This is a genomic window from Paraburkholderia sp. WS6, from assembly GCF_030464835.1.
GTDB lineage: Bacteria > Pseudomonadota > Gammaproteobacteria > Burkholderiales > Burkholderiaceae > Paraburkholderia > Paraburkholderia madseniana.
Genome location: NZ_JALQCK010000054.1, coordinates 18,564 through 37,292 on the forward strand (window position 1 = coordinate 18,564; position 18,729 = coordinate 37,292).

The window sequence follows — 18,729 nt, forward strand, 5'->3', positions numbered from 1 at the left end:
TTCGTCGGTTTCTGAAGCCCTCAAATCTTTTCCGGCGCGCCGTGTCCAACCCTCATGCATCGCATCGCGCACGAGGTTCGGCATGACACGGCGCAAATCGAAGATCGGCTGTCCACTTGAACATCGCTTGGACGTGTGGCGCTTCACGCTTGGTTTTGTGTTGACACTTGCCTTGAGCGCCTGCGTTCAACCATGGGATCGCTTCAAGGCCGGCGAGCCGGAATCCGCCGTGACTACCGCGCTGGGCCAGCCTAAAGAAACCTATGACCTTCCGAATGGCGGCAGGCGTCTGATGTGGCCGACGCAACCAATGGGCGAAACCACCGTCGCCGCGGATATCGACGCGGACGGCAAAGTCGTCGACGTCCGCCAGGTGCTGCAGCCGTTGGAGTTCTATCGCGCGGAGCCGGGAAAATGGACCCGCGCGGACGTGCTCGTCAATTTCGGCCGTCCCGAAGAAACGATGTACCTGCCGCTCGTCAAGCGCGAAGTCTGGACCTACCGGTACCTGGAAGACAATACGTGGTACCAGCTCTTTCACTTCTATTTCGACGACGCAGGCGTGTTGCGCTCGACGCAAAAGAGCCCGGACCCGCTTCACGATCACCTCGACGATCATCCGTCGAATTGAGCGGCATGGGCGCGAGGCGCGTTGCCAGGCGATCGCGAAGCGGTGGCGGGCGAGAAGCGTTCAATCGCTAATGGTTATCCGGCGGATGATTGCGGTCTCCATTGCCGCCGCGCGCCTCGCCGCCGTGCTCACCGGACGGACCGCCCGGGTGCCCGGCAGCCTGTCCCTGAGGACCGCCCGTCATTTGCCCGGGCGGCTGCGCAGGCCCGTGCGTATATCCCGGCTGCGGCTGCATCGGCCCATGAGCGTACCCCGGCTGGGGCTGGGGTTGCGGCTGCGGCTGCGGGCTGCCGTGCATGACCGGCCTCGGGTTCATAGCCGGACCGCCCGCCGCCGGCTGGCCACCATGCGGCCGCGGATGATTCGCCCACCGGTCCCGGTCGTGATACCAAGGCTGGCCGCGATAGTAGTGATCCCAGTAAGTTCCGAACGAGAACGCCACGACCGGCACCCCAATCTGCAAGCCGTAAGTCATGATCGGCACCTCGGTACCCTGATACGGATAGTCGAGATATTCGCCGTAGACCCAGCCGCGCAGTCCGGGCGCTCCGACGTCGCACCAGCTGTAATCGGAAACGCAGCCGTACACCGTAAGCTCCGCGCTCGGCGGCACTTGCGCGACCACCGGATAATCCCCGGACGGACCCGCATAAACGTCCACGGGCTGATTCGTATACGCCAGCGATTGAGCGAACGCAGCGCCGGACAGCGCCATCAGGCAAACGCCTCCCGCGATGGCTCGAGTGACGATTTTCTTTTGCACGATTCCTCCCTCGGAAAGAGCGGCCCATGCATGAGGTGCGCTATTCGTTTCGTCCCGGCCTTACCGGCGCCTCGATAGCAGGGCCACATTGCTTTGACAAGCCTGGGGGCGTTCGAATTGCACCCGACTGTCTGCGCAATTACGGTTTGTCAGCGTTCTTACCGTTCAGCAACTTTCATGCTTTGCCGCTCTTTGCGTTGCCTTTATCTTTCGTCGATTTGTTGGCCCATTCGCGTACCGCCTGCGAAAACAGCCGAAGCGCTTCCGGTGGGTGCCGGTTAGCCGGATAGTAGAGACACAAGCCTGGCATGGAAGGACTCCAGTCCGGTAGTAGATGAACCAATCGGCCGGTCGCCAGATGTTCCACGACAAGATATTCCGGAACCCAGGCGACACCGATGCCGGCCAGCGCGGCATCGACCATCAGGTTTGAGTTACCTAGCGTCATGGGGCCATCGACATCGACATTGAGGCCACTGCTTCGACGTTCAAACTCCCAGTGGTATAGCGTACCGCTAAGAAATCGATAGCGGATGCATTTGTGCTGTCTTAGGTCCTGAGGTGTTTTAGGCGGCTGGTGGCGAGAGAGATACTCGGGCGAGGCGACCGCTGCAAACCGGAATGCCGGACCGAATTCGACCGCAATCATGTCGCGCGGAACATCGTCGAGCACCCGTATCCCAGCGTCAAATCCGTCTGCCACGATATCGATCAATCGGGTATCCACGACGACCTCCACGTGAATCTCAGGATAAGCCGCGAGAAAATCCGGGAGCACGTGCTGGATCAGTGGTCTCGCGCCGGCTTCGGCCGAGCTGATCCGGATTGATCCGGACGGCCGGGTACCTGCGGACATCACTTCATTGATGCCATCTTCAAGGTCGGCAAGTGCCGGACCGACACGCCGCAACAAATGTTCGCCAGCTTCAGTTAGCGCTACCGAGCGGGTCGTCCGATTGAAGAGGCGCACGTTGAGACCCGATTCGAGATTCCTGATCGCATGACTCAACGCTGGCGCGGAAACCCCTAGTTTTTTCGCCGCCGCGCGGAAACTTCGATGTTCAGCGACGGCAATGAACGCCGTCAGTTCCGACAGACCTGTGCGCAGCATAATTAACTTCCATTTAACACCCCGTGAAATTGTAGCCTTATTGTTAATTAATTCACATCAACCTAAGATCTGGACATTGATTTCAACCGGAGAAGGTCTGTGGAAACGCGCAATGGCTTGAGCAACAACATTGAAGGCAAAGTTGTCGTTATCACGGGTGCCAGCAGCGGCTTGGGCGAAGCGACTGCCAAGCATCTGAGCGCGCAGGGCGCGATCGTCGTACTGGGCGCGCGGCGGGTCGATCGCATTCAGTCGCTAGCACAGGAATTAATCGACAAAGGCGGCAAGGCACTGGCTATGGCAACCGACGTGACTCGTCACGAGGATGTCAAAGCCCTGGTCGATGCAGCAGTGCAGACCTTCGGGCGCGTCGACGTCATGCTCAACAACGCCGGATTGATGCCGCATTCACCGCTTGAGCGCCTGAAGATCGATGACTGGAACCAGACGATCGACGTAAATATCAAGGGTGTGTTGTACGGCATCGCCGCTGCCTTGCCACACATGAAACAGCAGAAGAGCGGCCAGATCATCAACGTCGCTTCCGTGGCGGCACGGATCGTGCGGCCCGGCAGCGCTGTCTATGCGGCAACCAAGAGCGCCGTGCTCATGATCTCGGAAGGCTTGCGCCAGGAAGTCAAACCCTACGGTCTTCGCACGACGATTCTCTCGCCGGGTGCGGTTGCGACTGAGCTTCCGAACAGCATTACGGAACCGGATATAGCCGGCTTCATCAGCAAGTTCTACGAAGAGATCGCGATCCCAGCGGAATCGTTCGCACGCGCCGTCGCCTTCGCGATTAGTCAGCCTCCGGAAGTCGACGTAAATGAAATCCTGTTTCGACCCACTCGTCAGGAAATTTAAGCGATCGGCCAATCCAGGAACAAGGAAGAAGCGTCATGCAAAAAGTCATGGTTGTAATCGGTCCGGGATCAATTGGGCAAGCCATTGCGCGACGGGTGGGCACAGGCAAACACCTGTTACTCGCCGACCTGCGTCAGGAGCAGGCCGACGCAGCGGCAAAGACGCTGAGCGAGGCGGGTTTTGAGGTGACGACGGCGGCCGTCGACATTTCATCGCGTGCGTCCGTTGAGGCCCTGGTCGCGAAAGCGACTTCACTGGGCGCCGTCCATGGCCTCATTCATGCGGCCGGCGTTTCGCCGTCGCAGGCCTCACCAGAGACGATCCTGAAAATCGATCTCTACGGCACGGCGTTGATCCTCGAAGTATTTGGCGAAGTGATGGCCGAGGGCGGAGCGGGAGTTGTAATCGCCTCTCAGTCCGGTCATCGTCTGCCGCCGCTGACCACGGAAGATAACCACGCGCTTGCGACGACGCCTGTCGAAGAATTGCTAAAGCTGCCAATGCTTCAGTCTGATCAGGTAAAGGATTCGTTGCATGCTTATCAGTTGTCGAAACGCGGCAACGCCTTGCGCGTGATGTTTGAGGCAGTCCGCTGGGGCAAGCGTGGCGCTCGTATCAATACCATCAGCCCAGGCATCATCATCACGCCGCTTGCGAAGGACGAGTTATCCGGCCCGCGTGGGGCAGGCTATCGGCGCATGATTGACGGGTGCCCGGCCAAGCGCGCCGGCACGCCGGATGAAGTTGGAAATGTTGCCGCGCTGCTCATGGGGCCTGACGGAGGATTCATCACCGGAAGCGATTTCCTGATGGATGGTGGCGTGACGGCGTCTTACTGGTTCGGAGAGCTGGCACCGCAATAATGGTGTGACGTTACGCCAGACTCCTACGTGAAAGGATTAAAAGCTATGACAGACAAACAAGCCCAAACCATCATCCGCAACGGCAGCAAGCCGTCCATCAAAGGCCCGGGAAGCTGGTTTACCGGCGCCGTCCGTATCGACAGCCTGTTCCAGATGGAGGAGCCGGGGCGAACCGGTGGTGCCATCGTGACGTTTGAGCCCGGCGCGCGCACCCACTGGCATACGCATCCACTCGGTCAGATTCTGGTCGTGCTTTCAGGGGTAGGTTGGACTCAATGCGAAGGTGGCCAGCGCAGTGAAATCCGCGCTGGTGACATCGTCTCGTGCTCGTGCGGAAAGCGACACTGGCACGGTGCTGCTGCAACCACGGCGATGTCGCACTTTGCGGTCACTGAAATGCTCGACGGCAAGAACGTCGAGTGGATGGAGCCGGTAACCGATGAGCAGTATGAGGCTGGCCCGCTCATCACTGACTAAGCCACAAACCGAGACTGTCTAACGATGTTGTCGAATGGCGCTTCATGGCCGACATCTCCCGATAAAAGATGACCATTTTCAAACAGCGGGCGGGTGTATTCTGCGGTCGTATGCACGCCATTTCGCCGACGTCGGCGCTCATTGTTTGGAGAAGCGATGAACATCAGCACACACAAGCCTGGCACTCCAACCTGTCAACTGGTGCAAGCCGGCCCACAGTTCGAGGGGAAGCAAGGGCTGACCTATGCGGTAGGTATCTCAGCTGAAAGTGTGGGATCGAAGCATGTGCATCTTCAGCTAGCAACAATTCCGCCGGCTGCCCGGGCCAAAGCGCATCTCCATGCGGAGCATGAGACGGCCATCTATCAGCTGAGCGGCATCTCGGGGTGCTGGTATGGCGAACGATTGGAGCACCATGCGGTGGTTCGGGCCGGAGATTTCTTCTACATCCCCGCAGGGATGCCGCATGTTCCGTACAACGCGAGCGCGGATGAGCCTTGCGTCGCGGTAATCGCCCGAACCGATCCCAACGAACAGGAGAGCGTCACGATGCGGCCGGATCTTGATGCCTTACCTGACTGGTCGAGCGTTCTGCCTTCACCGCTCTGATTGAGCTGAGTGCAAGGGAGCTTTGCGCCATGACGCGTCATCATGTCGTGGCTGAACAGGACACGCGAGCATCGGAAACTGCACATGCCGTTTGAAGGCACGCGGCCAGTATGGGACGGTCGACAAGACCTGTCAGTCGCGAACCGATACCGCCTGCTCAACCACTCTGCGCCTGAGAGTAACCAGCGGCGTTCGGATCATATGTGTTTGCGGAAATGCCCCGCGCCTGATGCATGGCAACGGCCTCGGCAAGCCTCCTGCCGACCTGGTCAGCGCCCTTGATGCCCGGCAGACGCCTCACGGGACGAGTTGCATCGTTGGTCGTTAGAATGATCGTGCCGACGCCCAACAGGCGCTGCCACCATGGGTGGATCGACGTGACGCACTGAATCCGGGAAATCTCGAGAATTGATACACGGCGATGCAGAATACCTTGCGTCCAGGTAATCCGCGCGGTATCGATGACGATTCGGGTGAACGCGGTCTTGGCGAACGGCAAGCCGACACCGATCAAAACCGCACCAGCTTGTGCGAGCAGCACATGCCACTGAAGCGGGAAAGAGTTAGACGCGCAGACATGTATAGCGCCAATCATTGCCATGACAGCGCCCCCCTTCAGGATCGCGGCAAGGTTGCATGCCTGCGACGGAGCGCCACTGAAAATTACCTGATTGGCCATTGCACATGTCCCTTTTTCTGACCCACGGACCATTTGTCCGTCGAAAAAGGCAGCGCTGCCTGATTCGGTTGCGCGTCAGCAAATTGAGTGGCCGGCGGCAATGCAGCGATTCTCGCGCCATGCAGACATACGCGCCGGCTTAGTTGCACATGTTTCAAACGTCCGGTGGCGACGCAACGCATCGTCGACGCATCGGCTGTTGAAGCGAACATAGTTGACTCGCACGTCACTGTCTTGAAGTCGTAGCGCGACTTGATACCTATGGTGTGCCAGTATAGCCTTTACGACGAGTATCGTCCGCGATCTACGCACAGAGACCAGCTTTATCCGATACCGAACTTCGGCTGGACCATTAGAGCGGCCCGCGATTCGTTGCTGCTGAAACCTTTTCCTGCTGGAGGCGCGATAGTCACTGCGCCGAAATGCAAAACGCCAAAAGTCCCGACGTGACCTCGTCGATGATCTGCTTCATTTCCGGATACGGGGGATGGAATGGGGTTGGATTTTGCGGACTGCCCCACTCGATCGTGTACGAAAACACCTTCGCTTTTTTTGCATCGACCAGGTGACGGCTAAACGCATAATCATCCGACGTGCCGGCAGTCGGATAAAGGCTCATCGACTGTTCCGTCTTGTAGAGTCGGCCACGCGATGCCTTGATCGCATCACGCATCTCATTCGCCAGATTGACTGCGATCTTCTTGTCCTCGGCCGCGATGTACTCTCGGTATGCCTTGTCGTTAGCGATGCCGCGCTTGCCGTCATACGCGGGGTTCTGGAAATTCATCGCTGGATCGGCGCTTTGATCGACATCGTCACCCCAGTTGTACAGGATGTCTTCCGAGTAGCTATGCAGGTCGACAAAATAGCGAATGTGCGGAAAGTTGTCGAACATCCAGACAGCGTTCTTTGTCTCCGGCTCGGAGGTTGCCGCGGGGCCAATGTAGACATCGTGATCGCACGGATCCGTGGAGTTTGCAATCGGCGACTTCGGATCGAAGTACTTTGGAAAGTTCCAGAGAAAATCGTAATTGCGGTTGACGTCGACACCGACACATTGGGATTGCGTATGTCCCGCCGGTGCCGGTCGACGATTCTTGCGCCACATCGGTTCGGTCAGCATGCTGTAGTTGCGTCCGTCAGGATTGGCTTGCGGAAAGACGTAAATGTCCTTCTTCTCCACCACGGATTTGATCTGCGCTGCGGTAAAGGTCCTGCTGCCTATTGTGATATCCGTATTTGTCCGGTATGCGTTGGCGAGCAGTTGCACAAAGTTGACGAGAATGTCGGGGCTGCCCCATTCGCGTGCGTGAACGCCGCCAAGGAAATAGATTCCGACGCGGCCCGCGCCGCTGCCTTTGCCAATCTTGAGCGCGTGACAAACACGCTTCTCCCATGTCTCGTTCGGCAGCTTGATCAACGTGGTGAACGCGTCATTCGGAGCCTCTGATTCGGCAGCCAGGGCCGCTTCAATATGCGCGACGTCGAGGTATCCCGTGCCAGCGGCGACCGACAATGCTTCACGCGTCAATGCGCCGACTGGGCTTTTGCGTTTCTCCTTCTGTCGCGCCACACCCTGGATTTGCGCATCCTCAAGACGTTCAACCTTGTAACCCGCAGCTTCAAGCGCACGAATTTGTTCGTCGCTAGCGTGCGCGTCGACGCGGTAGCCTTCTGCGACTTTCTCGACAGTATGCCGGGCGACCGTGACTTTATACTTTGTCACGAGGTCGGCCATCGCCGCGTAGTCGCTTCCGGTAATTCTGGCATGGTAGCTCGACACTTTCATTCTCCCTTCAGTTTTCTGCCTTCGTAATCTTAAAGACGGTACAGCGGCAGTCATTTCAAAACCACGTGTCATTCGAATATCTGGTTGATGCCTGTGATCCCTGCTAAACCGATCCCGACACCTATACGATCGACAGGCTGAAAGGCTGACGACAACTTCAACTAATGTTGTGACTACCTAGTCGGCGCCGACAGCTAAAGCGTGTCACACGGCGTTCGTCTCGTGACAGCGGTCCAGTTGCGCCAGGCGTTCGGCCTCACGGCGGCCGAGGCGTCGCAGGCGGAGGCGGTGGGGGTGATGCTTTGGGTCATCTCAAACCGATCGAGCGCGTCGGAGTCTGACATTGCTGGAAAGGGATTGAGTTAGGTGTATGCCTTGAACATGCATCAGCAGGTCGACAACGTGACCGCCGACGTTAGACATGTCTATTGATAATCTAGCGTGTCGTCGACTTTGGTGATCTTCCAGTTGTCACCTTGCTTGCGCAGAAAAACCAACACGCTGATTCTGTCTTTCGAGCCGAAAGTAACTGGAACAACCGCAACATCGTCAAGCATGATCGCCTGGTGTGTTGCGATGTTGTTAGACCAGTCCTCTTCGTCGTAGTCCTGAACCTTCGTGAAATAGTCGACGTCGCCAGGCAGCCTGTTATGGCGATACGCGCTTCGAAGTCTGTCAACCGTCGTTTTGGTCACGTAGACATAAATGCCCTTGTCCAACAACGGATAGGTATCTTTAGATTCCAACTTGATATACCAGGCGTAAAACGCCTTCGTGCTTGCGTCAGGAGTCGCGCTATCCGCGAACGCCCCTTGCTGGAAAAGCAACCCGCCAACCAGCAGCAGTACCGACACGGCGAAGGTAAATAGCTTCTTCATCTTTCGTCTCAGTTGTATCGATAAATTTTATATGCCGGTTGCATTGCGTCCCGGATCGTTATGTTAATGGTCGGCTTCACGGAGCATGGCCATTATCTCGTTCCTGTGCTTGTCGGATTGTTCGCGTGGCATCCTAGTCCACTCCTGATCGTCATGGCTATCCTGGCGATGCCGCAACTCAAGCGCGCATGGCATTACGATCCGGCTAGTCCGGAGAACGTTCGATACTATGGCATTGCACCGTCGGTGAAACTCACTTATGCGTTTTACTATCTGGCGCTTTTGGCGTTTCTCGCGATGATGACGTTTGGCATCCACGACATGCTTGGACCGTTGCGTGGCGGTACGCGCTGATTTGCGTTTTGGCTGTGTCCGGCGGCTAGTTAGGAAGACGGGAAGGCAATCGGTTGCGCTGGCCGTGATACGGGGTGAACGTATCGTGGCATGCCGCTCCGGTCTCCACGTTACCGTTCACACACGTTTTCGCCCTGGCGGCCGCGTATGAGAGAAAGGGCAGCTTCATCATCGGCTGTGAGCAGGTTTGCGCCCACGAGCTTTTCCTTACACACAGCCTCGGCCGGTTCCTGCCGGTCGACTAACTGGTGGACTGGTAAACTCGGCCAGGCAAGATCAGCCCGCCGTTTACACCCCCGCATAGGCCCGTTCGACGACGGCAAATGTCGCATCGCGCAGCTTGCGAGCCCGCTCGACGGCGCTCGCCGTTTTTGCCCAGCGCTCCATCGGCACTTCGATGCTGATCGGCAAATCGTCGGGCAGCGCCCGCAGGATGCCCGCCAGATCGAGACCGCCTTCCCCCGGAATCGAACGCTCGCAACGCGCCTGATACAGCAGCGTGTTGAGATCGGTGGGACGTTCGGCGGGCGCGTCGCAGAACTGCACGTATCCGAAGTACTCGCGCGGTAACGCGCGCAGCTCGTCAATTGACGACGCTGCCCGGTCGAAGTGGATGGGATCGATAATCAGCCCTGTGTTGCGCCGCCGCGTTGCCTTCACGATGCGCGCGCCCTGCGTGATGTTCTTCACGTCGGTCCACGGCATCGGTTCGAGCGATGGAGAAAGGCCGAGCGGCTCGGCGAGATCGCAGAGTTGCGCAAGGTGCTCGGCGGTACGAGCCTCATCCGGGTCGTTGCCAGCCACCAGCACGTAGCGCGCACCAAGTTCGGCGGCGGTGTCGAGCGTGGGCTTGTACGCGGTCACATTGGTATCGGGCTTGAGCCGCAGGATCTCGACGTCGAGCACGCGCACGCCGGTGTCTTTCAGGCGCGCCAGCGTCTCGCGTTTGAGCGGGGTGTCGCCGACGAACTCGTACCGCACTTCGTGATCGGTCGCCGGGAGCAGCCGCAGGCCGACGAAATCGTAGCCGGCCCGGGCTGCGCACTCGACCATCTGCGGCGGGCTCAGTTCGAGTATGGTCAGCGCCGACAGCGAGAGCGCGCGCAAAGATTGCTGTGTCATGTCGTCTCGTTCCATTCGTTCGATGAAGGACCTGGTGCCGCATCGATTGCGTCGTCAGGCTCCTTGAGCTTGCGCAGCCATGCGTGCCGGCGCGTTGATCGCGCCGTACGCATCGTATGCATTCACGCGCTGCGTGACCTCAAAGAACAGCCCGCCGTCCAAACACTCCGTGTAGATATGGAAATAGTCGCCGGCCGCGGACCGGTCGAACAGCACGCCCGCGCTTCGCAAGCGCGCCAGCAGATCGTCATCGAGGTCGACGCGCGTGATCAGATCGTCGTAGTAGTTTCCCGAGATCGGCACGAAGCGCGCGCCGCTGGCCGTCAGGCGCGCCACTGCGTCGAAGATGTCATCGGTACTCAAGGCTATGTGATGAACCGCCACGCCTCCTCCGGCGCTCACCGTGCGGGCCGTGCGCGTGCGCTGGCTCAGCGAGACGTTGAGCACCAGTCGCACGCTGCGATCTGCGTTGGCTACGCCGCGGCTGCGTACCAGGCCAAACGGATCGGCGAGTTCGAGGCTCTCCCCGGGCTCCAGGCCGAGCACCGCGCGCACAAACAGGATCCACGTGTCGAGTTGATCGACGGCGAGCCCGAGCGCAACGTGATCGATACGTTTCAGGCCGGCTCCAGCGGCGGACCTGCCGGGCTCGTCCTCCAGCACGAAATCCGCCTCGTACAGACCATTTGGTCCGAGCGCGGACGACACGAAGCTGATCAGCATCCCCCCGGGCGAAACTATCGCCGGAACCCGCTGCTCATGCGGCCCCAAAGGACCATCGTAGCGCTGGGAGTGCATCGCGGTGGCGCGGCCGACCGCGCTTGCCGGATCGGCGGTGCGCATGGCGAGCGCACACACAGACAGCCCGTGGGCCTCGAAGCGGCGGCGTGCGAAGGAGTCCGGCTGCGCGTTGACAATCAGATTGATGTCGCCCTGCCGGTACAGCACGACGGCCTTCGAGCGATGGGTGCCGGCACGCCGAAAGCCGAACTGCCGCAACAGTACGTCAAAAGCTTCGGCTGAAGATTCATCCGCGGCGAACTCGATATACGACAGTCCCATGATGTCGGGCACCGGGGGTGGACTGTACAGCTCGACGCGTTGCAGCACGCTCGCGCGCCGGTCCGTGAAGCGTGCGTTGCTCTGCGCCGGCTCCTGCAGACGTTGGCGCACCTGGCTCTCCAGATACAACAGCGAGCGCATAGCATCGACCGCAGTGCGCCGATTGGGCGTCTCGCGAAATACGTCGTTGAAAATCTCGAGCGACAAGGGTCCGGTATAGCCCGCCAGCGGCACCTGCTCGAGGAAATTCGTCATGTCGAACTGTCCCTGGCCGGGAAACGACCGGTGGTGCCTCGCCCATTGCAGCACATCCATCGACAGTAGCGGCGCGTCGGCCATCTGCAGGTAGAAGATCTTCTCCCCCGGAATGTCGGCGATGCCCGACGGGTCATCGTTGAGCGACAGTGTGTGAAAGCTGTCGAGTATCAACCCAAGGTGCGGATGATCAGCGCGCCGGACGATCTCCCACGCCTGCCCATACAGCTTGGTCACACGCCCCCACGCGAGCGCTTCGAAGCCGACCCTGAGGTTGCGCATCGCCGCGCGCCCGGCAAGTTCGTGCAGTTGCGCGGCCGCCAGCGCCGGATCGTCGATGACGAGCGGCGACGTATTCGAGCAGCACAGCATGACCGGCGCGTCCAGTTCCTGTATCAGGTCGAACTTGCGCTCGGCACGCTCCAGGCTGCGCCGAAACTGCGCTTCGGGCATCCCTTCGAAGTCGCGAAACGGCTGATACAGGTCGATGGTCAGCCCAAGGTCGGCCGCCATGACGCGCAAGTCCCGGGCTGTGCCCTTGAAGTTGATGAAGTCGTTCTCGAACAGTTCGATACCGTCGAAGCGCGCGGCCGCAATGGCCTCCAGCTTCTCGGGCAGCGTCCCGCTGAGCGACACGGTCGCGATGGTTCGGCGCATGACTTGTTCCTCGGCTTACGTTACCGCCGCCCTCCATGGGGCATCGTTGCCCGACGTCGCGCGTGCCATTGAGGCGGACCGCCCGCTGGGCCGGGTGCTCGCGCATCGCGTCGGGTTATCGAGCCGGCAGACCCAGCATTTCGCGCGCTTTGGCTGCGCTCGCCACCGGCCGGCCATATTCGCCGCACAACGACGCCACCCGCGCGACCAGTTGCGCATTGCTCTTCGCTAGCGTTTCCTTGTCCCAGCGCACGTTGTCTTCCAGACCCGTGCGGCAGTGCCCGCCCATCTGCAACGTCCAGTGGTTCACCTCGAGCTGGTGCCGCCCGATGCCAGCCGCGGTCCATGTTGCATCCGGCAACAACGCCTTGAGTTGCTGGACCTCGAACTCAAGAATCTCTCGACGTGCCGGGAGTGCGTTCTTCACGCCCATCACGAACTGAACATGCACCGGGGATTTCAGCAGCTCTTGTTGCACGAGGTCCACCGTGCTGTACAGCATCGCCAGATCGAAGATCTCGATTTCCGGTTTGACATCGTAGTCGAGCATCATCTTCGCGAGCGCGCGCACGAAGTCCGGCGGATTTTCATAGACGGTAGTCGGAAAATTGACCGAACCCGTCGCGAGCGATGCCATGTCCGGCCGCAGATCGAGCATCGCGCCACGCTGCTCGAATGAGCGGCCGCGGCCGCCTGTCGAAAACTGAATGATGATGTCGGGGCAGTGCTTGCGGATGCCGTCCTGAAGCGCGGCGAAACTCGACCGGTCGGAACTGGAGTTTTCCTGTTCGTCGCGCACGTGCAGATGAACGAGCGATGCACCGGCTTCGTACGCTTCATGGGTGCTTTCAATCTGCTCGGAGATTGTGATCGGCACGGCCGGATTGTCCTTCTTGCGCGGCACTGAGCCTGTGATGGCTACGGAGATAATGCATGGTTGACTCATGGCTAACACTCCAGGATATCGGTTCAACCTGTCTCGCGTATGTCGCGAGCAATCATGACAGCGTGCCCGGGAAACTGTCCGCGCAGCATGCCATTACCAAGTCTAGTTCAACCCGGACGCGCTGACGTCCGGGTACTCTTAAGCGACCGCGGTGTGCGCCATTCGGCGGCGCAGCCGCATGTTTTTTCTCCTCCACTGGCTAGAACGCGACCGCGATGCCGTGATGTCGGGCAGCGAAATCAGACCGGCGTCGTGTCGACGATCGATCCGCTTTTCGCAGCTTCAGTGATGGCTTCGGTAATGCGCAGGTTCCGCAGACCGTCCCGTGCGCTGACGATCGGTTCGGTTTCCCCTCGCACGACGCGGCCGAAGTGTTCGATCTGACGCGCGAGCGGATCCTCGCGCGTCATCTCGGCGACGCTGACTTCGAACGGCTTCCACCACGAGCGGTCTTGCGCGCGGGCGTACGTCTTCATGCGCATCGTCGGCACCGACAGCGAACCGAAGGTGCCGGCAATGACATAACAGTCTTCGTCGAGATAGGTCGCATAAGCCTTGTTCTCCTGCGAGGTCTGCTCCCAGCTGCGCGCGCAAGCGGCTGTGTCGGACAGCATGAAGCTGCCCAGTGCGCCATTGGCGAAGCGCAGGTTGATCGCAACGGTGTCTTCCACCGGGAAGCCACGCGTGGCGTGCGACGACAACGCCTGCACCGCGACGATGTCGCCGCACAGCATGCGAAGGTTGTGCACCTCGTGAATCATGTTGATCAGGATCGGGCCGCCGCCGGGTTCCCGGCGCCATGGCGCCTCGGCGTAGTACTCGTCGGCTTTGAAAAATGCCGCGGCACCCATCACGGCAACGAGTTTTCCGAGCCGGCCCTCATCGATCATTTCCTTCGCGCGCGCCATGATCGGGCTGTGCGCCCGATGATGGCCGATCAGGATCTTCGCCCCCGCCCGGTCGGCCTGCTCCACCAGCACCTCGGCTTGCTCAACGCCTGGCGCGATCGGCTTCTCGAGCAGCATGGGCACTCCCGCCTCGATGCACTTCAGTGCGTGCTCGACATGCAACTTGTTAGGCGTCGCGAGAATCACGCCATCGGGGCGGTTCTTTTCAAGCATTTCGTCCAGTGACCGGTAAAGCGGCACACCAGCCTTGGCCGCGGCTGCCTCTGCAGCAGGACCCGGGTCCACAACGGCCGATAGCATGCAGGTCGGACTCCGCTGTGTCACGCCCATATGGGCGAGGCCGATGTAACCGGCGCCGGCCACGGCAATTCGTGTCTTGTTCATTGATATGGACCCCTCGGGTAACGGACAGAGCGCTGCCAGCCGATGCCGCACGTCATCTGTGCGGCGACTCCCGCTCGCTGACCCGGGCGGCACAGCGAGCGCTGTCAGAGGCAACGGTCCCGCGATAGAGCCGGATGCGAGACCCCGCAACCGGCACGGTCTCGCTGACGCTGGCGCCCACACGGATACTCAGGCAGCCTTCGCCGCGGCAAGGGTTTGCTTGCGCATCAGGTTGTAGTCCAGCTTGTCGACTGGAACTGCGCCACGTTCACCGAGATCGTTCAGGTGAATCCGGTACGTCTCCCGGACCATCCAGGCCGCGAACGCCGAGATTATCGTTATGCCGAAGGTGATTGCCCCGATCGTGAGGGGAATGTCGGTTGATCCGGGCGGCGCCACGGTGGCGAAGAGTGCGGGCAGCAATGCAGTGATCGTGGTGCCGATGTTCTGGGCAATGGCCATTGCCGAGACACGGGCGCGTGTCGGGAAAAGTTCGGGATAAAAGCTCGGGAAAATCGCGTTGTAGCCCTGGTAGACGATGCCCCACATAAGCATTGACATAACGATTGCCAGCGCCACGCTGTGAATGCTGATCGCGTAGAGGTAGCCGAACGACAGCAACCCTGAACCGAGCGCACCACCGATGATCAGCGGCCGCCGGCCGATTTTGTCCGACAGATTGCCGAAAATTGGAATAACAATCACCGCCACGATATTGCCTATCACGGGGATCCACAGGTAGACACTCTTGTGAAAGCCGACCCCGTATGACGGCTGGACCGCGTAGGCCGCGCCGAAAATCGTGGTGACCACCGGGATGACATTCATCAGCGCCAGGGCGACGACGGCAAGCATCTCCCTCCAGCAATGCGTGAAGGCTTCGATGATCGGCGATTTTCGGACTTCACCCTGCTCCTCCTCCGTGGCAAAAGCGGGCGTCTCGTGAACTTCGCGACGAATGATGTAGCCCGCAAACAGCACGACGACACTCAGCAGGAAGGGGATGCGCCAACCCCACGAGTTAAACGCGTCTTCAGGCATGTAATGTGCGAGCGGCAGGAATACCGCCGCGGCGAGGATCTGTCCGGCCTGCACGCCCTGCAGCGTAAAGCTGGCGTAGTAGCCGCGCCGCCCGAATGGCGCGTGCTCGAGAATCATCGAACTGGCGCCGGAGATCTCCCCAGCCACCGCGAAACCCTGGATGAGACGCAGGATGACGAGCAGCACTGGGGCGAGCAGGCCGACCTGGTGGTACGTCGGAAGAAGGCCGACGGCCATCGTCGAAAAGCCCATGAGGAACATGCACAGGAGCAGCACCGTCTTACGGCCATGGGTGTCGCCCCAGTGCCCGAGTACGAAGGCGCCGATCGGCCGCGCGACATATCCAACCCCATAGGTTGCCAGCGACGCGACAATGGCGATCTTGGGGTTCCCTGAGGGGAAGAACAACTGGGGGAAAATCAGGGACGCCGCTGTCGCATAGATAAAGAAGTCGTAGTACTCCAGCGCCGAGCCGATCCAGCCGCTGGCGGTCGCCTTTTTGGTCTGATGTGCGCCGTGCGGTTCATGTTCCGTGATGCTAGCCATTTGAGTCTCCAATATTAGTAATTGATTGAAGTCGGCGTGCGCCCTGCACGTCAGCGGTCAAGAAGGCTGGAAGCCGCGCCTCGTGAGCGCGATCGCCATACCTCTGACGATTCACCGATGCTTCCGGTGACGAGCGCTACCCGCGCAGGCGAATCTGAAGTGTTCATGATGTGCATCCGGCAGACTCATGAGACGGGCGTGGCCGTTTCAAGAGAGCCGCGTGAGCGTCTAAGTTTGCGCCGCTGCGATCGCGCGAACGGTATGTTTGAAAAGTACGCGACGGACCGATAGGGGACAACATCAATCGGCAAAAAGTGGGCGCTATTCGCGCATCACGCGCGACTTTCGCCCGAAAATCGGGTTTCTACGGAGCTCGGCGATGCACGACAAAGACCGGATCGAGGGCACGGCGAAAGCGCTGGCGATCAGCAGGTATTTAACCGCGGCTATGCGTTCTCTGAGCAATAGCTCGAAACGGGCATGCGAGGGATATCAGTACCGCTAAGGGATCGCAACGGTTGTGCGGTCGCAGCAATCAGCTTGAGCAGCCTATAGGACCAGAACCGGGAGACGCACTGCGTCGAATGTGACCGCTACGAGTATTTGATTTGCGAAACCGCGTATAACTCGTCCGGTGTGGCAGTGCCAAAGCCGAAAAATTCGAGGTACGCAGGAATCATTTCAAACAGCATGTCGGTGCCGACCTGCACGCTGCATCCTTTATCCTTCGCCGCCAGCAACAACGGCGTGTATTCCGCCTTCATGACCACTTCGCCCACAAACGTGGTCGGTGCGATGCGGTCGATGTCGAATGGCAATGGATCGTCGTCCTTCATGCCGAGCGGCGTGGCATTGACAATCAGGTCGTAGCCCGCCGGATCTTTAGAGCCAGTGGTGACGACCAGTTGCGGGTAATACGTGCGCAACCGCTCGCCGAGCGCACCGGCCGCGGCGTCGCTGGCATCGAACAGCGCCAGTCCCGCCAAACCTGCCGCAGCCAATGACGCGGCGATGGCCGAGCCGACGCCACCGCTGCCCAATACGAGCGCGCGTGCCCCCTCGAGCAGGCAGCCCTTGCGTTCGACGCCGCGCACAAAGCCGGCGCCGTCGAACTGATCGCCCAGCAGGGTTCCGTCAGGCCGCTTGAGAATCGCGTTGCATGCGCCCGCAATGCGCGCGGTCGGCGTCACTTCGTCAACCAGGCCGACGGTGGCGACTTTGTGCGGCATGGTGACTAGCGCGCCGCGGATATTGGTGAGCCGGAACAGTGAAGCCAGAAAGGTCGGGTAATCGTCTGGCTTCACGCCCATCGGCATGACGACTGCGTCGATGCCGTTTTTCTCGAACCACGGGTTATAGATCATGGGCGCCTTGAACGCCTCGGTGGGATACCCAAGATGCGCGATAAGGGTAGTTCTTCCGCTGATCATTGCAGCACTCCCGAAAAGATTCCAGAACCAGGCCGGGATTTCGGCGCGTCGACCATCACTAACAATGAATATATATGACAGCGCACCAACTAGGGCGGCCGCACGACGGACGTGCTGCTTACGACGCATCGTAAAAGAGTGTGGTCGGGTATGCGGTCGTTTCTGTAGCCTTGGCAACGCTGAGTTCGGGATCGAACAGCGAATTAGCGATGCGCAAATTCAGCGCCTTCATGAATGCATCAACGGTATCGCGCCGCTCCCCCTGATTGACGAAAACCAGATTCAATCCTGGGTATCTTGCCTGGGCGCTTGCAAGTACCGGCATCTCGGCCTGGCAAGGAGCGCACCACGTTGCCCAGAGATTGATGACGAGCGGTTTTCCGTCACGCGGAGCAAGAGCCTGCATGGTTCCCGCTTCGTTGATACCAGGTCAATTGGGAGAGAAGCAGGTCCGATGTTCATGCTGTGGAATCCTTCGGCTTTTATGGAGCAACGACGCCAGGATACGACATAGATCCGAGCCTTTACGACGCCGCAGCGCGCGGCGACAAAGAGGCGAGAAGCAGTGTAAAGCAGGCTGCCAACAGGGCGATATCCTTCAGCAGAAACTGCTCCAGCAACGTCGAGATGATCGGGAAACCGGTCGGGCTTATTTGAGTGATACCCGGCGTGCTGAGAACAAAGGACGTCGTCAGGAGGAAGGTGGCGCTCGCCATCGCTGCTCCTAAGGCGGACACCGCCGGAATCATCGATCCGATGATCAGAGCGGCCGCGGTCGTCAGTTCGATCGTCCCCACAATCCGGGCTTCACCTCTTACGCCGAACACGCCCAACCAACTCATCAACGGGCTGTGTGAGATTAACGGCGCGATGGCGTCGGCCGCATAGGGCGTGAATTTCTGTATCCCGAACCAGATGAAGATGGCCACCATCGACCACCGCAAAAATGCCAGATGCAGATAAGTCCCGCTGCTCTTTTCTGCCACTCGGAAATGAATGTTCATGATCTTTCACACTGCCTCTGTAGAAGTTGCGATGGTTTTGTCCTGGCGCGTGCCGGAAGCCAGAACGCCTTCGGCATTCAGCACCGCCTTGAGTACTTCGGGCGACAGCGCGCCTAGCGCAACGAACAGGTTCGGGATGCTGCCTGCGGCCTTCTTGACCTGGGCATAGACTTCGGCAGTCGCGCCAGTGGCGGACTCAACTGCGGGTACGGTGATTCGGCTCATGGTGTTACTCCTTCATCAGGTGGGTAGGAGTCTTCACTTTAAGCCGAGGGAATGATATTTTTAAGCCTAAAAAGTCGCAATAAAATGCTCATTCGTATCATTTCTTTCAGTTGGTCGGGCAACGCGGGCAT

General features: G+C 59.6%; 19 protein-coding genes and 1 pseudogene. 6 read left to right on the forward strand and 14 right to left on the reverse strand.

The genetic code is table 11. The annotated features are described in order from the left end of the window. The first annotated feature begins 82 nt into the window (after positions 1 to 82). A complete protein-coding gene (locus M0D64_RS39420; protein WP_266261631.1) occupies positions 83 to 631 on the forward strand; it encodes a hypothetical protein in 549 nt (182 codons plus the stop codon). 67 nt (positions 632 to 698) lie between these two features. Here the strand turns inward: M0D64_RS39420 and M0D64_RS39425 are convergent, their stop codons facing one another. Both M0D64_RS39425 and M0D64_RS39430 read right to left on the reverse strand, forming a co-directional pair. Continuing rightward, positions 699 to 1,394 (reverse strand): SH3 domain-containing protein, encoded by a 696-nt coding sequence (locus M0D64_RS39425; RefSeq protein ID WP_266261632.1) that lies wholly within the window; start codon positions 1,392 to 1,394, stop codon positions 699 to 701. 175 nt (positions 1,395 to 1,569) lie between these two features. Continuing rightward, on the reverse strand, positions 1,570 to 2,505 hold the full coding sequence (locus M0D64_RS39430) for a LysR family transcriptional regulator (RefSeq protein WP_154565427.1): 936 nt from the start codon (positions 2,503 to 2,505) through the stop codon (positions 1,570 to 1,572). A gap of 117 nt (positions 2,506 to 2,622) precedes the next feature. On the opposite strand from M0D64_RS39430, the gene M0D64_RS39435 reads away from it, so the two are divergent. From M0D64_RS39435 to M0D64_RS39450, 4 genes are all read left to right on the forward strand, one after another. Beyond that, positions 2,623 to 3,369, forward strand: coding sequence for an SDR family oxidoreductase (locus M0D64_RS39435; protein ID WP_154565445.1), 747 nt, complete (start codon positions 2,623 to 2,625; stop codon positions 3,367 to 3,369). Between the two features lie 35 nt (positions 3,370 to 3,404). Further along, positions 3,405 to 4,232 carry an SDR family oxidoreductase gene (locus M0D64_RS39440; protein WP_266261633.1) on the forward strand — a complete coding sequence of 276 codons (828 nt, stop codon included), beginning with the start codon at positions 3,405 to 3,407 and terminating at the stop codon, positions 4,230 to 4,232. A 45-nt stretch (positions 4,233 to 4,277) separates the two neighbouring features. Continuing rightward, positions 4,278 to 4,709 (forward strand): cupin domain-containing protein, encoded by a 432-nt coding sequence (locus M0D64_RS39445; protein WP_266261634.1) that lies wholly within the window; start codon positions 4,278 to 4,280, stop codon positions 4,707 to 4,709. A gap of 156 nt (positions 4,710 to 4,865) precedes the next feature. Further along, positions 4,866 to 5,318, forward strand: a complete 453-nt coding sequence (locus M0D64_RS39450) for a cupin domain-containing protein (RefSeq protein ID WP_200564999.1) — start codon at positions 4,866 to 4,868, stop codon at positions 5,316 to 5,318. A gap of 157 nt (positions 5,319 to 5,475) precedes the next feature. Here the strand turns inward: M0D64_RS39450 and M0D64_RS39455 are convergent, their stop codons facing one another. The 3 genes from M0D64_RS39455 to M0D64_RS39465 all read right to left on the reverse strand — a co-directional run bounded on the left by M0D64_RS39455 (position 5,476) and on the right by M0D64_RS39465 (position 8,664). After that, positions 5,476 to 5,997 carry a PH domain-containing protein gene (locus M0D64_RS39455; protein WP_266261635.1) on the reverse strand — a complete coding sequence of 174 codons (522 nt, stop codon included), beginning with the start codon at positions 5,995 to 5,997 and terminating at the stop codon, positions 5,476 to 5,478. 409 nt (positions 5,998 to 6,406) lie between these two features. Next, positions 6,407 to 7,780 (reverse strand): M14 family metallopeptidase, encoded by a 1,374-nt coding sequence (locus M0D64_RS39460; RefSeq protein WP_266261636.1) that lies wholly within the window; start codon positions 7,778 to 7,780, stop codon positions 6,407 to 6,409. Positions 7,781 to 8,211: 431 nt separating this feature from the next. Then, entirely contained in the window at positions 8,212 to 8,664 is a 453-nt protein-coding gene (locus M0D64_RS39465) for a DUF3828 domain-containing protein (RefSeq protein ID WP_266261637.1), read from the reverse strand. Between the two features lie 99 nt (positions 8,665 to 8,763). On the opposite strand from M0D64_RS39465, the pseudogene M0D64_RS39470 reads away from it, so the two are divergent. Continuing rightward, positions 8,764 to 9,018: pseudogene (locus tag M0D64_RS39470) on the forward strand (site-2 protease family protein); the annotation flags it as partial. A 288-nt stretch (positions 9,019 to 9,306) separates the two neighbouring features. On the opposite strand, the gene M0D64_RS39475 reads toward M0D64_RS39470, so the two are convergent. The 9 genes from M0D64_RS39475 to M0D64_RS39515 all read right to left on the reverse strand — a co-directional run bounded on the left by M0D64_RS39475 (position 9,307) and on the right by M0D64_RS39515 (position 18,598). Continuing rightward, positions 9,307 to 10,140 (reverse strand): sugar phosphate isomerase/epimerase, encoded by an 834-nt coding sequence (locus tag M0D64_RS39475; RefSeq protein ID WP_266261639.1) that lies wholly within the window; start codon positions 10,138 to 10,140, stop codon positions 9,307 to 9,309. A 54-nt stretch (positions 10,141 to 10,194) separates the two neighbouring features. Further along, the gene (locus M0D64_RS39480) at positions 10,195 to 12,114 is read right to left on the reverse strand and encodes a bifunctional sugar phosphate isomerase/epimerase/4-hydroxyphenylpyruvate dioxygenase family protein (RefSeq protein WP_266261640.1); all 1,920 of its coding nucleotides are present in this window, start codon (positions 12,112 to 12,114) and stop codon (positions 10,195 to 10,197) included. Between the two features lie 115 nt (positions 12,115 to 12,229). Then, entirely contained in the window at positions 12,230 to 13,060 is an 831-nt protein-coding gene (locus tag M0D64_RS39485; protein ID WP_266261641.1) for a 3-keto-5-aminohexanoate cleavage protein, read from the reverse strand. A gap of 239 nt (positions 13,061 to 13,299) precedes the next feature. Then, complete coding sequence (locus tag M0D64_RS39490; RefSeq protein ID WP_266261642.1) at positions 13,300 to 14,352, reverse strand: Gfo/Idh/MocA family protein; 1,053 nt, start codon at positions 14,350 to 14,352, stop codon at positions 13,300 to 13,302. 189 nt (positions 14,353 to 14,541) lie between these two features. Then, positions 14,542 to 15,939, reverse strand: a complete 1,398-nt coding sequence (locus tag M0D64_RS39495; protein WP_154565415.1) for an MFS transporter — start codon at positions 15,937 to 15,939, stop codon at positions 14,542 to 14,544. Between the two features lie 593 nt (positions 15,940 to 16,532). Then, a complete protein-coding gene (locus tag M0D64_RS39500; protein ID WP_266243217.1) occupies positions 16,533 to 17,369 on the reverse strand; it encodes a shikimate dehydrogenase in 837 nt (278 codons plus the stop codon). A 118-nt stretch (positions 17,370 to 17,487) separates the two neighbouring features. Then, on the reverse strand, positions 17,488 to 17,775 hold the full coding sequence (locus tag M0D64_RS39505) for a TlpA disulfide reductase family protein (RefSeq protein ID WP_266261643.1): 288 nt from the start codon (positions 17,773 to 17,775) through the stop codon (positions 17,488 to 17,490). 118 nt (positions 17,776 to 17,893) lie between these two features. Beyond that, positions 17,894 to 18,373, reverse strand: coding sequence for a DUF417 family protein (locus tag M0D64_RS39510; protein WP_154565412.1), 480 nt, complete (start codon positions 18,371 to 18,373; stop codon positions 17,894 to 17,896). Between the two features lie 6 nt (positions 18,374 to 18,379). Beyond that, positions 18,380 to 18,598 carry a hypothetical protein gene (locus tag M0D64_RS39515; RefSeq protein ID WP_174825323.1) on the reverse strand — a complete coding sequence of 73 codons (219 nt, stop codon included), beginning with the start codon at positions 18,596 to 18,598 and terminating at the stop codon, positions 18,380 to 18,382. Positions 18,599 to 18,729: the final 131 nt, after the last annotated feature.

What these genes read in the sequence shown, in the direction of transcription:
- M0D64_RS39445 (WP_266261634.1), top strand. Translation starts at nt 4,278, where the DNA reads ATGACAGACAAACAAGCCCAAACCATCATCCGCAACGGCAGCAAGCCG.
- M0D64_RS39485 (WP_266261641.1), bottom strand. Translation starts at nt 13,060, where the DNA reads ATGAGTCAACCATGCATTATCTCCGTAGCCATCACAGGCTCAGTGCCG.
- M0D64_RS39510 (WP_154565412.1), bottom strand. Translation starts at nt 18,373, where the DNA reads ATGAACATTCATTTCCGAGTGGCAGAAAAGAGCAGCGGGACTTATCTG.
- M0D64_RS39500 (WP_266243217.1), bottom strand. Translation starts at nt 17,369, where the DNA reads ATGATCAGCGGAAGAACTACCCTTATCGCGCATCTTGGGTATCCCACC.
- M0D64_RS39440 (WP_266261633.1), top strand. Translation starts at nt 3,405, where the DNA reads ATGCAAAAAGTCATGGTTGTAATCGGTCCGGGATCAATTGGGCAAGCC.
- M0D64_RS39475 (WP_266261639.1), bottom strand. Translation starts at nt 10,140, where the DNA reads ATGACACAGCAATCTTTGCGCGCGCTCTCGCTGTCGGCGCTGACCATA.
- M0D64_RS39515 (WP_174825323.1), bottom strand. Translation starts at nt 18,598, where the DNA reads ATGAGCCGAATCACCGTACCCGCAGTTGAGTCCGCCACTGGCGCGACT.
- M0D64_RS39420 (WP_266261631.1), top strand. Translation starts at nt 83, where the DNA reads ATGACACGGCGCAAATCGAAGATCGGCTGTCCACTTGAACATCGCTTG.
- M0D64_RS39455 (WP_266261635.1), bottom strand. Translation starts at nt 5,997, where the DNA reads ATGGCCAATCAGGTAATTTTCAGTGGCGCTCCGTCGCAGGCATGCAAC.
- M0D64_RS39465 (WP_266261637.1), bottom strand. Translation starts at nt 8,664, where the DNA reads ATGAAGAAGCTATTTACCTTCGCCGTGTCGGTACTGCTGCTGGTTGGC.
- M0D64_RS39450 (WP_200564999.1), top strand. Translation starts at nt 4,866, where the DNA reads ATGAACATCAGCACACACAAGCCTGGCACTCCAACCTGTCAACTGGTG.
- M0D64_RS39430 (WP_154565427.1), bottom strand. Translation starts at nt 2,505, where the DNA reads ATGCTGCGCACAGGTCTGTCGGAACTGACGGCGTTCATTGCCGTCGCT.
- M0D64_RS39495 (WP_154565415.1), bottom strand. Translation starts at nt 15,939, where the DNA reads ATGGCTAGCATCACGGAACATGAACCGCACGGCGCACATCAGACCAAA.
- M0D64_RS39490 (WP_266261642.1), bottom strand. Translation starts at nt 14,352, where the DNA reads ATGAACAAGACACGAATTGCCGTGGCCGGCGCCGGTTACATCGGCCTC.
- M0D64_RS39480 (WP_266261640.1), bottom strand. Translation starts at nt 12,114, where the DNA reads ATGCGCCGAACCATCGCGACCGTGTCGCTCAGCGGGACGCTGCCCGAG.
- M0D64_RS39505 (WP_266261643.1), bottom strand. Translation starts at nt 17,775, where the DNA reads ATGCAGGCTCTTGCTCCGCGTGACGGAAAACCGCTCGTCATCAATCTC.